At 51.9% G+C, this 15,044-nt stretch carries 10 protein-coding genes; 2 read left to right on the top strand and 8 right to left on the bottom strand.

From position 1 onward, the window contains the following. Positions 1-64: 64 nt before the first annotated feature. Entirely contained in the window at positions 65-1,033 is a 969-nt protein-coding gene (locus FHS16_RS25765; RefSeq protein ID WP_183569604.1) for a hypothetical protein, read from the top strand. Positions 1,034-1,143: 110 nt separating this feature from the next. Here the strand turns inward: FHS16_RS25765 and FHS16_RS25760 are convergent, their stop codons facing one another. Continuing rightward, on the bottom strand, positions 1,144-2,496 hold the full coding sequence (locus FHS16_RS25760) for a cytochrome P450 (RefSeq protein ID WP_183569602.1): 1,353 nt from the start codon (positions 2,494-2,496) through the stop codon (positions 1,144-1,146). A 533-nt stretch (positions 2,497-3,029) separates the two neighbouring features. On the opposite strand from FHS16_RS25760, the gene FHS16_RS25755 reads away from it, so the two are divergent. Continuing rightward, complete coding sequence (locus FHS16_RS25755) at positions 3,030-3,500, top strand: GNAT family N-acetyltransferase (RefSeq protein WP_183569600.1); 471 nt, start codon at positions 3,030-3,032, stop codon at positions 3,498-3,500. An 84-nt stretch (positions 3,501-3,584) separates the two neighbouring features. Here the strand turns inward: FHS16_RS25755 and FHS16_RS25750 are convergent, their stop codons facing one another. The 7 genes from FHS16_RS25750 to iolD form a co-directional block, all read right to left on the bottom strand. Then, positions 3,585-7,220, bottom strand: a complete 3,636-nt coding sequence (locus tag FHS16_RS25750) for a glycoside hydrolase family 44 protein (protein WP_183569598.1) — start codon at positions 7,218-7,220, stop codon at positions 3,585-3,587. A 431-nt stretch (positions 7,221-7,651) separates the two neighbouring features. Then, positions 7,652-8,470 (bottom strand): 5-deoxy-glucuronate isomerase, encoded by an 819-nt coding sequence (gene iolB / locus FHS16_RS25745; protein ID WP_183569596.1) that lies wholly within the window; start codon positions 8,468-8,470, stop codon positions 7,652-7,654. Next, positions 8,463-9,518 carry an inositol 2-dehydrogenase gene (iolG, locus tag FHS16_RS25740; RefSeq protein ID WP_183569594.1) on the bottom strand — a complete coding sequence of 352 codons (1,056 nt, stop codon included), beginning with the start codon at positions 9,516-9,518 and terminating at the stop codon, positions 8,463-8,465. Before iolG ends, iolB begins: the two co-directional genes overlap by 8 nt. 48 nt (positions 9,519-9,566) lie before the next feature. Further along, positions 9,567-11,012 carry a CoA-acylating methylmalonate-semialdehyde dehydrogenase gene (locus tag FHS16_RS25735; protein ID WP_183569592.1) on the bottom strand — a complete coding sequence of 482 codons (1,446 nt, stop codon included), beginning with the start codon at positions 11,010-11,012 and terminating at the stop codon, positions 9,567-9,569. Between the two features lie 20 nt (positions 11,013-11,032). Continuing rightward, positions 11,033-12,043: a 5-dehydro-2-deoxygluconokinase gene (gene iolC / locus FHS16_RS25730; RefSeq protein WP_183569590.1), complete on the bottom strand. Its 1,011-nt coding sequence runs from the start codon at positions 12,041-12,043 to the stop codon at positions 11,033-11,035. A gap of 13 nt (positions 12,044-12,056) precedes the next feature. Next, positions 12,057-12,956 (bottom strand): myo-inosose-2 dehydratase, encoded by a 900-nt coding sequence (gene iolE / locus FHS16_RS25725; RefSeq protein WP_183569588.1) that lies wholly within the window; start codon positions 12,954-12,956, stop codon positions 12,057-12,059. 25 nt (positions 12,957-12,981) lie between these two features. Then, positions 12,982-14,847 (bottom strand): 3D-(3,5/4)-trihydroxycyclohexane-1,2-dione acylhydrolase (decyclizing), encoded by a 1,866-nt coding sequence (gene iolD, locus FHS16_RS25720; RefSeq protein WP_183569586.1) that lies wholly within the window; start codon positions 14,845-14,847, stop codon positions 12,982-12,984. Positions 14,848-15,044 lie beyond the last annotated feature (197 nt).

Raw genomic sequence — 15,044 nt, 5'->3', positions numbered from 1 at the left:
TCCAAAATATGCTACTGTAAAACTATTATAAGCATGCGGTATACGTATACTAGGAGGCATCCCTTTGAAAAGCTCAGTTACGCAGCAGCCTGCAACAAAGACGACGACATCATCGCAGCAATCCCATACTCCTCGATCCGCGCAGCCCATGCAGCTTATGACATCTCCATCCGGCGCTTTCTCCGCTTCCCAGCTTATGCAGCTCCAGCGAACGGCAGGCAATGGCGCCGCGAGGCAGCTGATGACCGCCAAATCCTCTTCTATGCCAATTCAGCGTTTAGTGGATGAGGATGTTGAGACGAGAACCGATAAAAACAAGCTTAAAAAGTTAAGGGACCTCTTCGGTAAAAAACTTGGCGTCATGTCTGCGCTCTATGATTTCAATGATTTGACTTTTGACGACCTCTTTAAAGCAGCATCCAGCCTCGACGATTTGGAGATAAGGATCAACACGATTGCCGCAAAAGCCGATACTGCGAAAACGGCCAAACTCGCCTCCGAGGCGGCAGCGGCAGCCGCACCTTCGCCAACTCCTAAAGCAAAAGAAGAGCCGAAGGAGACGGCCGTGCCTGCGCCAAAGAAAGAGAAAAAGAAAAAAGAAGCTCCGGTGAACCTAGCAGCGGAGTTTTTCAGCGGCGGACCCCAAACCGTCCAGCAGACGGTAAATGTCCAGGCTACTGCGACGAATCAGATACTTGGCGAATGGATTGCTTCAAAGCCTCCTTCCGCTACCATTGTAGAAAGAAGCATAGAAGTAAGCGTGGACACTGTATACATCTACGCTACCGTTAGAATCCCGGATAACTCGGAGCCTGGCGTACCGAAGATAAATGTATACAATATTGAGATCCATTACCATCCGGTTCCTATATCGGCGAACTACCTCCATGTGAAGAGAAGCGCCGGCTCCGATGCCGGTAATATCGTTGCACCTACTTCATGGCTTATACCAAGAGGCAAGGACGCGCTGCGCGATGCGGTCGCCCAGTGGAATGACGCTTACCCGGATAGACCATCTCCGCATGCATGGTAAGGAACAGGAACAATCCATCCCGATTTGAACAAAAGAGCAAGCTATGAGCCACCGCTCATAGCTTGCTCTTCTTTCTATCTACCCTAAGCTTACTGTGCCGTGCAGCCCGTCTAGCGGACGTTCACCAATACCTCGATGCCATTCTTCGGCCGCAAGGTCATAAGCGCCTCCATTTCGATCGGGGGGTGACCAAGCGGAAGCCGCAGACGGAAGCGCTGGCCAATCGTACATAGAGTGATCACCATCTCCATCATAGCAAAATGGCTGCCGATGCAGCCTCTCGGCCCGCCGCCAAACGGGATGTAGGCAAACTGCGGAATTCTCTTCAGCAAATCGTTTTCAAATCTCTCCGGAATAAACGACAGCGGGTTGGGGAAGTATTCCGGATTTTGATGCATCGCATAAGGACTGAACAGCACGGATTGCCCTTTCTTGACGGTAAAAGAACCGATCTCCACGTCTGCGGTTGCAGATCGTCCAGAAAAAAAGCTTGGCGAACGCAGGCGCATCGCCTCCCAAAGCACATTCTGCGTATAGGTAAGCTGCATATAATTCGCTGCCGTGACGTCGCTGCCGTTTAAAACGCGATCCCATTCCTCGTAAAGCCTGTGCAATACCTCCGGCTGCTTCAAAATATAAGAAAATGCCCATGACAAGGCGTTGGCTGAGGTCTCATGCCCGGCGATGAACATGATCATAAGCTCATCTCGGAGCTGCTGATCGCTCATGCCCTCGCCCTGCTCATCCTTCGCCGTTAACAACACGGACAGCAGATCGCCTTCCCCCTGCTCTGGGTGCAGCTTTCTCTCCCGAACGATCGAATAAACGCCTTTGTCGAGCGCTTGAAGCGCCGCCTTATAGGCCCGATTTTTGGCCGTCCCCACAAATAAAGGCATCGATAGGAGCGAGCGCATCCTCTCCGAGCACATTCGGTTGATTAGCTCATAAGGCTCCCGAATCGCGCGGGAATATTCATTGCCATCAAGGCTGAACAGCGTTTTCGCGATGATGGCAAAGGTCATGTTTGAAATGTCATCCGATAGATTGCGATATTGGCCTGGCTCCCACTTATCGAGCTCATGCTTTACAATATCGACCATTTGTTCCGCATACTTCTGAATATGGGCTTTCGTAAAATGCGGCTGCATCAACCTCCTTATTTTTTTGTGCTTCTCTCCCTCGCTTGTCGCAATCCCGTCCCCAACAAAGAGCCTGGCCTCTTGGAACGCCTTTAGCTTTACAAAGTGTTCCTGCTTCGTCAATAGCACTTCCTTCAGCAGCGCAGGATCATAAATGACGTACATCTGCTGCGGTCCGAAGCGAATTTTTGCGACTCCCCCGTAATCTCTCTGCAGATCCGTTAAAAATCCGAGCGGATCTTTCCGGTAGGCCATTAGATTCCCGCTCAGCCATGACCCTTTCGGTCCATTCGGCGAGTATTTACTCGCTAATGCCGTTTTCATTTGTCTCTCCTCCAATACCACATCCATGCAAGTCGGCTTCTTTGCTCCAGCTCTGCCTGCTGGATGTAAAGCAATTGTTCAAAAATATAAGGATGAAGCTCTGTCATCACTATCCCTCACTTCTTACGATCGTTAATAAAATGGAGCGCTGATCCATCCACCCGCATGTTCTTCCCTTATGTTAATTTACGCCTCCGCTTGAAGTCGACGGACGATAAGTATCATTGCAGACAACTTTTAGAGAATCATATTGCTCGCCAGCCACAATCCGTTTATGATGGCTTAACTAACCCGTTTGGCAGGGAGAAGCCTGACTCCCCGATGTTCAAGTCTTTTCAACGCGGATTGCAGTTTCGATTCATTGGCTCCTGCAACGGCATTCTGAATGACGGACACCAATAAGCCTAATCCTGCTGGATATCCATGACGAATAAAACAGATTTCAATGTGGCACATCCTTGTTTCAGATTTTTCGTTGCTTATAAATAAGCAAGCATTCAAGCGGGTTCCCCGCCGTCTAAGGAGGATTAATGATGCAAATTAGAACTTTTACCGATACGGATATCGATGCTATTGTTTCCTTGTTCTACGAAACGGTCCATGAGGTTAACAAACGAGACTATTTGCAAGAACAGCTTGATGCTTGGGCATCTCAGGACGATAAGCCGCTTAAATTGCAAATTTGGGGACAATCCATGCGGCAAAATATTGCCTACGTCGCCGAAATCGACGGGAAGCTCGTTGGGTTTTCGGATTTGACTCCGCATGGCCGCTTGGACCGTCTATATGTTCATAAAGATTTTCAAAGGCAAGGCATTGCATCTGCTCTAGTCACCCGTCTCGAAGAAGCCGCAAGACATGCAGGCATGGTCGAAATCGATACGGAAGCAAGCATTACCGCCAAACCGTTTTTCGAGAGCCGCGGATACCGCGTCGTTCTCGCTCAGGAGGTTGAGCGCAAAGGAATTAAGCTCGTCAATTTTAAAATGCACAAGCCGCTGTAAGGCATAAGGCTCCTACTCGCCCATCCAGCCCAAAAGGCTATGGCCTCGCGGCCATAGCCTTTTGAATTTGCGCCATATACAATTTTACGAGCTGCTCTCCGCCGAAAGCACGATATGCGCGACGGTCAGCTTCGGAATGCTCAGCGTAAACGAATTCCCGCTAATTTCTGCCACTCCTGCTCTTTCCGTTATTGCCGGACTGCTCTCGTCAAACGCCCACACTCGGGCAGATTGGTAGGCCGTATTCCCGCCAATCGTGAACGACGCATTCATGTCATAATCGAAGTTTTTATTGATGGCGATCATGTGCAGATTGTTGTCGCTGTCCTTGAACACAGAGCTGTAGATTGAGCTGTTCTCGATGTCATTCGTATCGGCAGCTATCTTCGTGTCACCGTATTTCGAATGGTTTCCGTCGTAGTTGTTGAAGATTCGAAACCCGGAGGACAAGTAAGGAATTTGCGATAGACGTGACGTTCCCGCCATGTTCCAATAGTTCGCCATGTACAGCCCTTGCTTGCCGAATACGCCGAGCGTGTCTGCCTGCGCAATACCGCCTGACACATGATGGCTTCCGCCGAAATCGTATTCGGTAAACGCCATTTTGGTGCCTTCGTTATACGTGTTTATCGACTTCTTCATGGCCGATATCAACGGCAGAAACTCGCTGTACCAATCCCCAATCCATGTCTTCTCTCGGTAGCTTGGATCCCAAAGCGATCTTGGAGCCTGGACGCGCACCTTGTGCGTCTCCAGGTTATGCTTATCGAGAGCGGTGCTCGTAATTCGCGTTCCTCCGCCCATTTCCTCAGAGTACCAGTGAATATCCAGCACATCGAGCAGCCGTTTGCCTTCCTTGCGGGATTCACGGGCCATATTATCCAAGTAATAATCCAAGTACCAGCGATAATTGCCTTTGATTTTTTCCCATTCCTCCTTATTGTCGACCATATAGGCATCACTGAAGCCGTAGGATACAGGGCCGAACATTTCAGCGCTTGGATCGACCTGTTTGACCGCTTTGGCAAGATCAACCGATTTGCTGAGCACCTCAGAGCCCTTCGTCGCTTCCGGATGCATATAGGCATGCGTTTTTTTCCATAGTCCCGGCTCGTTATCGATGGAATAGCCGTTAATTCCAGTTCCTGAGGATGCAAGGCCGAACCGCTTGACCATCAGGTTAACGAACTCATCGTTGTAAGCAACATTATCATTTAAATCCGGAGTCAAGCTAAACGGCGAGCCTTTGGCTGCCTTCACATCGATCCATCTATTCGATGGCGCAGTTTCGGCTTTGGTTACCCGCGAGTTTTTGTCCTTCGCCGCATAACCTGCCGTCGGCAGCGTCCACAGCGTATAGGCGCCTTTCTCGAGCGACTTCTGGTGAAAGCCGATTGCCGCGCTCCCCGGGATATTCCACTTGGCGCTCTCGGATACCGGAATGCCGCCGTAATACCAAGGTACGAATGAGTCGCTTACAAACCCCGCATCATCTCCGGAGTTGGAAGCGTTGTTCTCCCAGTTGTACGCAGAGAACCGATTGCCGCCCGCTCTTCTTGCAGTGATGTTCTCTGTCCCCGTCAAATCCTCGTTCGAGCCATAAATATAAGGACTGATCGGAGCTCTTTCGGCTGTCGGGTCGATACGGAAATCCACGTCAAAGGCGCCCGTCGGCGTGCGAAGCGTATTGATTTTAATTCGGTCGCTCCATGGACCTAACGTGCTCCCATCCTTCGCTCGTACCCGATAAGTGTGCAGCGAAGCTGTTGTTAAACCGCTATGTGTATAGAACAACGTCGATTCTAACGGCATGACCGTCCCATCAATTTCAATATCATAGCCGGTCACCAATTCCTGAAGCGCCCTCCAACTCACTTTAATCGAGCTTTCCGTCTTCTCTGCCCGTATGCCTGATGGCGCAGGGAGCTGCTGCTCACCCGTTGTTTTAACGGTAAGCGCCGAGCTCCATAAGCTCGCTGTTTGATCCTTAATCGTTCTAAGCTTGAACGTATGCAGAGTACCCGGCTTCAGATAATCATAGACATAGGAAGGATCTGCAACCCTTGTTGTCACACCGTCCGCATATACCTCGTAGCCGGTCGCTCCCTCTACAGCATCCCAAGTTAGCGTAATAGAAGTATCATTCGGAGCGGCTTTGACATTCACCGGGAAGGATGGCATATCGAGCAGCACCGGTTCAGCTCCCCATGTACGTGTCCCGCCCTTGTAAACAATCGTCTTGGAGCTTTCCTGCTCTGTAGACGAATGCAGGTAAGAATAGTCATTCGCTTGATTGAACGAGGACCAATCGCTTTTATTGAACCAGCCATTCCATGCCAGCTCCTCGCCCGCCGGAATTGCACCCGATTGCTCCGTAAAGCCAATCTCCAGATAATGAGTGGCATCTGCGGAAGGAATCGGCATCTTCACGATATGCGCATTCATGCTCTCTTTCAGAACCGTTCTCCACTTCACCATGCTGTAGAACCCGACCGCGAACTCCTTCTCATCCTCGCCTGCATAGTCCGCAGTAAAGTAGTAACGAATGCGCAGATCCTTTAATTGGATTGGTGTCTTCCCTTTGTTTGCCATCTTAAACTTAGTCGTGATTGACGAGGTTTTGGCGTTGTTGCCGGTCGCTGTCACGACTTTAATGGCATCCGAATCATTGCTTGGGGGAAGAACCTTTGCCTTAACTAGCCCGCTCCATTGTCCGATGACGCTGCCGTTATTGCCTCTTACTTTGTACGTATGCTCGCTATCCGGCTGCAGAACCTTATGGACATAAGAAACAGTGCCAGCGTCATTAACAAGCGTACCGTCAACCTCAATGTCATATGAGGTCGCGTGCTCCGCCGCGTCCCATGTCACGGTAATTTCTGCTGCGCCTGCTGCAGCTTTCACGTTCGCAGGTATGGCGGGTACAGGCTGCGACGCAGAGCCTACCGAAAACTGCGCTGCCGTTTGATTCTGCATATAGGTCTTCGTTTTGTCCGGGCTGAATACCCCGATCTCAACCTTATATATGCCCGTCTGTGCATTCGCCGGAACGGTCCATGCCAGCGGGAATTGCTTCGTCTGATCGTCCGTAAACGACTCGGTGAACGACTGCACCTTCGCCTTCGTTCCACTCGGCTCAACAATACTGACCTCGACGAATGCAGCCGCTGATTCGCTTGCTGTCACTGAAGCATCGATGCTCATCTCGCCGCCCGTCATTACGCTTGAAGGCGATGCCAGTGCTTGCGATGAGAAGCTGAGCACCGGAGCTCCTCCCGTTACCGTTAGCGTCGCCGCACCTGGAAACCATTTGCTCACGCCGCTTCCCCAGCCTGCGCCGAAGATGCCGAAGCTCACCAGATATTGGCCCGCGGGCAAGTTTGCCGGTACATGCCATACAAGCGGGACCGTTCGCTCCACCCCAGCCTCCAGCTTTATATTGTCAACAAACACTTTGCCTACGTTTTTAAGCGAGGAGTCAAAAAACTCCACGTCAATCAGTACATCCGTCTGTTCTGCCGCTTTCACGCTAACGTTTACCGCGGCCCCCGTTCCCGCCTCGACGCTTGAGGATCCGAGCACTGCGGATGCTGTCAACGGATTTGCGGCCAAAGCCGTCACGATCGGCGTGGGAAAGCTTATGTTGTTTACAAGCAGCATAAGCGCTATCAGCACAATAAGCGTTGGTTTCTTCATCGTTCTTGCTAATCCGTCCATCATTCATTCTCCTTATGTATCAGCTTCTTCACGTTAGGTCTGAAACCGAAGCGCTTCGACCCGCTGTTTCCAAATTGGAGTATAACGCAGCATTAACGCATTTGAGGAGGATGAAAAATATTCACCCCTACCAAAAGGCGGATAAACGATTTTCTTATAAGAACGAAACAACAGGCCAAATCGGGCGGATAAACCAGAGCAGATCCATCCCACAGAAAGCACAAAAAAACCTTCAGCGCCACTATTAAAGCGGAGCTGAAGATTCTGTTTATCTACCAAATATACGGACATAATTGGAAGCAAGTATTTGCAAAAACTGCTTATTGGGACAGTCTTTTCGTTTATCGTAGAATGTGAATAAGATTCGTGCAATCTTCAGTTGCAAAAGACTTACCTGTGCTCTTCTGCAAGACTATTCGCGTTTTCGGCAAGCTTTACTTGCGGTCTTCCGGCTTCGTCATAATCCACGCATGCTCCGAATCATTGGTGAATTTCCAAGCACGAGTAGGTCCCGCCATCACGTTCAAATAATACACTTCATAGCCTGGAGGGGCGGATACGGGATGGTAGCCTTCCGGCACGAGCACCGTTTCGCCGTTCTTTACGATCAGCGTCTCGTCTAGCGATCGGTTATCGGTATAGACACGCTGTACGGCAAATCCCTGTTCGGGCTGGATTTTGTAATAATACGTTTCTTCCAGCAGCGACTCTTCCGGCATGGCATCACGGTCATGCTTGTGGGGCGGGTAACTGGACCAGTGTCCCTCCGGCGTGATAACCTCCACAACCAGCAGGCTGTCCGCAGGCTCGCTCTCTGGCAAAATATTATAGATCTGCCGCTCCAAATTCCCATAACCGCGATTTTCTTGAGCGGAAGCCGATGGTGCGATAAGCCGCGCCTTAAAGCTGCCTTTGCCTGGGGCACTGCAAATTGCGAGCTCCACCGCAGTCTTAGCCGTCACCTCGAAGCTGTTCCCATTCGGAACGTATACCGAGTAAGGGGGTATTTTCTCGAATACGCTCATGCGTTCCCCGACATTATCCCAGCTCTGCTCCTTCGTGGCTACATTCGCGATGCCGGACAAAAACACAAGGCAATATTCAAGGCTGCCGGTATCGCGCTGCAGCGACTGGCCCGCTTCAAGCTTCGCTACCTCAAACCCGACGTATTCCCAGCCGGCAGACTCCGGTGAAACAGCAAGGACGATGCCGTCTTTGTCCGGCGCATGAGGCCTAACAATTAACCTAGACATGGCTCTCCATCCCTTCAGCTTCCCGTTTCAGCTGGGCGGCTTCGCTGAGTTTGATCGGCCGCCCGAGCTGGTGCGACAGCTTGGCAGCCAATGCGATCATCTCCGCTTTAACGCCATCCTCGCCCGTAACGGGCAGCGGCTGTCCGTCTGCCAAGCACGCTATGAACTGTCTTGTTTCATCGATGTACGCTTCGTTATAGCGCTCGAGAAAGAAATGAAGCGGTTTGTCCCGTGTAACGCCCTCTGCCGAACTAACCTCCGTTGTGTTCGGATGGTCATTGCCCGCAGCGACGCTGCCTTTGGAGCCAAACACTTCTACGCGCTGATCGTAGCCATAAGCAGCTTGGCGGCTGTTGTCAATGACACCAAGCGCTCCGTTCTCGAACCGAAGCGTAACGATTGCCGTATCGACGTCGCCGTATTTGCCGAATACCGGGTCGATAAGAACGCCGCCTTGCGCGTATACCTCCGTAACCTCGCTGCCCGTCAGGTAGCGCGCCATGTCGAAATCATGAATCATCATGTCCATAAATATGCCGCCGGACACTCGGATATAGTCCTCATGCGGCGGATTCGGATCGCGCGAGGTGATTTTCACAATATGAGGCGTACCTACCGAGCCAATGAGCACATGCTCGCGCACGCGTTTAAAGTTATGGTCAAATCTCCGGTTAAAGCCGATTTGCAGCTTGATTCCCGCTTCTTCCGCCGCTTGAACGGCTTCTTCAGTCCGGCCAATGTCCATGCTGAGCGGCTTCTCGCAGAATACATGCTTGCCTGCTTTAGCCGCCTCTTTAATCAATGGAACATGCGTGTCCGTCGAGGAGCAAATGAATATCGCGTCGATCGACGGGTCATTGATAATATCGGAGCTGTCCTTCGTTACTTTGGCAATTCCCCGTTCACTCGCCCATTCAATAAGCTCCGGACCTGCGAACAGATCGCTTACCGCTGTAATCTGCACTTGTGGCAGCCGGAGCAGGTTGTCGGCATGAATTTTGCCAATGCGCCCTGCTCCGATAATGCCGATCGTTACTTTCTTCGCCATCTCGCTATTCCTCCCGCTTCGCTTTGCATGAATGTATAACCCGGCTGCTTACCATCGTGCCGTCACCATTTTTTTGCGTGTATAGAATTCAACGCCATCGGTGCCGTTCGCGTGGAGATCGCCATAGAATGATTTTTTCCAGCCTGAGAACGGGAAGAACGCCATTGGCGCCGGTACGCCTAAGTTGATGCCGAGCATGCCTGCGTCGATGGTCTCGCGGAATTGCCTTACGCTGCTGCCGTTTGTCGTGAACAAGCAGGCGCCATTAGCGAAATCAGACTCGTTAGCAATCGCAATCGCCTCTTCGAGCGTAGCTGCGCGAACGACGGCCAGTACGGGAGCAAAAATCTCGTCCTGCCAAATTTTCATGCCGCAAGCGACGTTATCAAAAATCGTAGGCCCGACAAAGTAGCCTGCTCCATCAGCAGCCGAATCCTTGCGCCCATCGCGAACGAGCAAAGCACCCTCCTGTTCGCCCGTTTCAATATAATGAAGCGTTCTTTCTTTATGAGCGCCGCGAATTACCGGACCGAGAAACACATTCTCTGTCATGCCGTTGCCAATCGTAATGCGGTTGGCGGCATCTGTCAGCTTGCTTACCAGCTGGTCGCCAACCTCACCGACCGCCACGACGACTGCGCAGGCCATGCAGCGTTCGCCCGCCGAGCCGAAAGCGGCGCTGACGATTTCTTTGACAGCAAGATCAAGATCAGCGTCTGGAAGCACGATGGAGTGATTTTTTGCGCCGGCCAAAGCCTGCACGCGCTTGCCATTCGCCGTTCCGGTTTTGTACACATACTCCGCAACCGGCTGCGAGCCAACGAACGATACACCAGCAATATCTTTATGCTCCAGAATGCCGTTCACGACATCACGCGCCCCGTGCACGATGTTCAGCACGCCGGCAGGCAGGCCCGCTTCATCGAACAGTTCCGCAAGACGCTCTGCAAGCAGCGGCGTACGCTCCGACGGCTTCAGAACAAAGGTATTGCCGCATGCAATGGCGAGCGGGAACATCCAGCAAGGCACCATCATCGGAAAGTTGAACGGGGTAATTCCGCCGATCACGCCGATCGGATACCGGTACATGCCTGATTCAATATGAGAGGCAATGTCTGGCAGCTGCTTGCCCATCATCAGGTTCGGAGCTCCCGCGGCGAATTCTACGCATTCGATGCCGCGCAGCACCTCGCCATATGCTTCGTTGTAGCTTTTTCCGTTTTCTCTCGTGATGAGCTGAGCCAGCTCCTCCCAATGCTCAACGAGCAGCTGCTGATATTTGAACAGCACGCGTGCGCGCTTCGGCACTGGAGTTTTGCTCCAGCTTTGGAAAGCGGCTTTTGCCGCGATGACCGCTTTGTCGACATCTTCTTTCGTAGATAGAGGCACATTCGCAAGCGTTTCCTCCGTCGCCGGATTAACAACCGCCTCCGCTGCGGAGGTTGAAGCCTCCACCCATTCCCCGCCGATCCAGTTTTTTAATGTTTTTACCATGTTGTCGCTCTCCTCTCGGCTTATGAAGCTGTAATTTCACCGCGCTCGCAGCGCTTGATATAGTCTTCTACCTGTTCGGTTGTTGGCATTGCATCCGAACAGCTGTGGCTCGAAATAACGATACAAGCCGCCGCGCTGCCGTATTCCATGCTTTTCTCCAGCGTCCAGCCTTGCATCACGCCGTATAGAAAGCCAGCCGCGTAAGAATCGCCCGCTCCGAAAGTTTTGATAACCTTCGCCGGATAGCTCTTCGCACGATGCTCCGAACCATCCTTCGTGTAAGCGATCGAGCCTTCCTTGCCATGCTTGATAATCGCTATTTTGGCGGAATAGCTGAACCATTTCGTGGCCGTCACACGGTCATCATGCTCCGGGTTGGATTCGAACATTTCCATTTGGTCGAACTCTTCACGCGTCCCGATGAGAATATCGCATTTCTCCGCCGCCAGATTATAATAAACGGCCGTCTCCTCTGCGGATTTCCATGTATAAGGGCGGTAATCCAGATCAAACGCAATAACTGTTCCATGCTTCTTCGCATATTCAAGCGCTTGGAATACCGCTTCCCGCGAGGGACTTTGGGCCAAAGCCGTACCTGAGATCAGCAGCAGCTTGGCTTGCGAGATCAACTCTTCGCTTACCTCCTCTGGCTTCAGCAGCAAATCAGCAACGTTGTCGCGGTACATTAGAATGCTGCATTCAGACGGGCTTTTGATTTCGGTAAAAGCAAGACCCGTCACTGCTCCGGTGTCATCCACCGTAACGCTTGATGTATCAATGCCTTCACGCTGCAAGTAGCTGGCAATAAATCGGCCCATTTGATCGTTGGCGATTTTGCCGATAAAAGCCGTTTTCTGACCGAGTCTCGACATTCCAATCGCGATGTTCGCGGGCGAGCCGCCGACATATTTGGTAAAGGTCATCGTCTCTTCCATCGGGCGGTTAATTTCATTCGCGTTCAAATCTATGCACAGCCGTCCAATGGCTGCAAAGTCAAACGTCCTGCTTGTTGGGAAAGTCACATGCTGCATGCCGCATCCTCCTTTATGTGATTTTAAGCGACTTCAAGTAGTTTAATGCTTGCTTCGCATACTCATATGCGGGATGCTCGGCAGGGTCCTGTTCGCCTTCCAGCATCGCCCAGCCGTCATAGCCTCGGGCGGCTAATTCGCCGATGATCGGTTCAAAGTCAATGCAGCCATCGCCAGGTACGGTGAACACCCCGTTGCGGATGCAGGTTACGAAGTCCGCTTGCTCGGCGCGCGAGCGATCCAGCACATGCTGCCGAATATCCTTCAGGTGAACATATGCGATTCGGTCATAATGTTTGCGCAGCACATGCAGCGGGTCAGCTCCGCCGTAATAGGCATGACCGGTGTCGAACAGCAGATAGACGAGCGTCGGATCGGTAAGCTCCATCAGCCTGTTGATCTCATCCGGGCTTTCAACAACCGTTCCGCCATGATGATGATAGGTCAGTTTCAAGCCGTACTCCTGCGCGATCGCGCCAGCCGCATTCAGTCCTTCGGCTAGATGCTGCCAGCCAGCTTCGTCGAGGCGCAGCACTTCCTTCTCATTCGGTGTCCGCCGCGCATCGAAATGGAGCGAGCCCCCTCCTTCACAAGTGCTGATGACCGTGCTGCCCATGCCTTGCAAATATTTCGCATGCTCGCGGTAAGCAGCTAACTCCGCCTCACGATAGCTCGGATCTGAGAACAAGACCGTTTTCCACTGTGAGGTTAAACGGATGCCGCGCTTCGAGAGCTCCTCCTTCAATACGTCTGGGTCAGTCGGGAACCTGCATCCCATCTCTGTCCCCGTTAATCCAAGCAGCTGAATTTCATCTACGATTTGCTCGAAAGTCGTATGCTCTCCGTGCTCTTTAACATCCTCGCCTACCCAATTGATCGGATGAATGCCTAGCTTGAAAGGATAATTGCCCATTCGTGATTTCTCCTTTTGCTCCCGTTTAGATAAGATTGACCGAATCGATCGTTTCTTTCATTTCCTTATGGGCCTTTGTAACTTTATCGCTTACGGATACTTCGGGCACGCCTACGTTCCACCATGATTCGTAGCCTCCTGTGTTCGTGCCCGGCACGACCGCAATTTCAATTAAGGTCGTCCCTCGCTCGTTCTTTGCTTGCAATAAGGCGTCTTTCAGCTCTTCCGCCGTCGTTGCTTTATAGGCCGCAGCTCCCATGCTGCGCGCATGCGCCGAGAAATCGATCGGCATATAGCTGCCCGTTAAGCCGCCGTTTTGTCCGTTACGGTAACGGAACTCATTGCCGAAGCCGTCGCTGCCATGGCCTCTCTGCAGGTTGTGAATGCATTGATAGCCGTGGTTGTCTAGCAGCAGAACCGTAATTTTGCGGCCCTCCTGGATGCTCGTGACAAGCTCCGAATGAAGCATCAAATAGCTGCCGTCGCCTAGAATGGCATAGACATCCTTATCAGGCTCTGCCAGTGCCGCGCCGAACGCTCCGCTAACCTCATAGCCCATGCATGAAAAACCGTATTCCATATGGTAGGTTTTCGGCATAACCGAACGCCATACACGGTGAAGGTCGCCTGGCAGGCTGCCCGCCGCGCAGACGATAATATCGGTATCGCCTAAGCTTTCGTTGATTACGCCAAGGGCTCTCGTCTGAGCAAGTCCGTCTTCGTGCTCTGCAGCATACAGCCGGTCAACCTCCGTATCCCATTGCTGCTTGAGCGCTGCAACTTCGGATGATTCATAGCTTGCATGATAGTCCAGCTCAACCAACGCATGTCGAAGGCCTTCCAATCCGACTTGCGCATCACAGGTGAGCGATACGCCGCCCAGCTTATGCGAGTCAAAGGCGCTGACGTTCACATTGACGAATTGAACCTCTTCGCTGCGGAATGCGGATTTGGAGGATGTCGTGAAATCAGAATACCGCGTCCCGACACCGATGATGAGGTCCGCTTCGGCTGCAAGTCGATTGGCAGCAAGTGTGCCGGTAACGCCGACAGCTCCCGCATTCAGCGGATGATTCCATGGCAGCGAGCTTTTTCCAGCCTGCGTCTCTGCTACCGGAATGCCGAACGTTTCGGCGAATGCTGCCAGCTCTTTCATAGCACCCGAGTATAGAACGCCCCCGCCTGCAATAATAAGCGGCCTTTGCTTCTTCGCGATCAATCGGGCCGCCCGCTGCAGCGCATCCGGCGCAGGATGGCGACGATCCAGATAATGAACCTTTTTCTCGAAAAAGGATTCCGGATAATCGAACGCTTCCGCCTGAACGTCCTGCGGCAAAGCCAATGTCACTGCCCCGGTCTCCGCCGGGTCCGTCAATACGCGCATCGCTTGGATAGCTGCTTGCATCAACTGCTCCGGACGCACGATGCGATCCCAATATTTACTTACGGGCTTAAAAGCGTCGACCGCAGAAATCGTGTAATCCGATTGGACTTCAAGCTGCTGAAGCACGGGATCAGGCTGCCTGGATGCGAAATTATCGCCAGGCAGCAGCAGTACCGGGATACGGTTGACGGTCGCTGTGGCAGCAGCCGTCACCATGTTCAATGCCCCAGGCCCGATCGAGGATGTACATGCATAAATTTGAAGCCTATTCTTTTGTTTCGCGAAAGCGGTTGCAGCATGAACCATGCCTTGCTCGTTTTTCCCTTGAATGAAGCTTAGTTCTCCAGGACTGCGCTCAATCGCTTCACCAATCCCTGTCACGTTGCCGTGACCGAAGATCCCCATAACGCCCTTTACGAATTTCGATTCCGTTCCATCTACGGATACATATTGATGATCTAGAAAACGCAGCAATGCTTGGGCCATCGTCAACCGGATTTTTTTCATATATAGCAGCCTCCAATAGCAGGTATAGCGCTTAACTTAACAAGGTTAAGCGCTTAATTGACCTTAATATACACCAAAATGATGACTCCGGCAATCTTTTTATTTGATGAGCATCAAGCGTAAACGGCTGTCGCCGTCCTCTGTGGCAAAAGCAGTCGTTTCGCGACGATATATAAAAACATTTATATGTGAAACTT

Origin of the sequence: Paenibacillus endophyticus, assembly GCF_014192395.1 — a bacterium.
GTDB lineage: Bacteria > Bacillota > Bacilli > Paenibacillales > Paenibacillaceae > Pristimantibacillus > Pristimantibacillus endophyticus.
The sequence above is the reverse complement of the archived record's forward strand: the minus strand, read 5'-3'. Positions and strand labels throughout refer to the sequence as shown.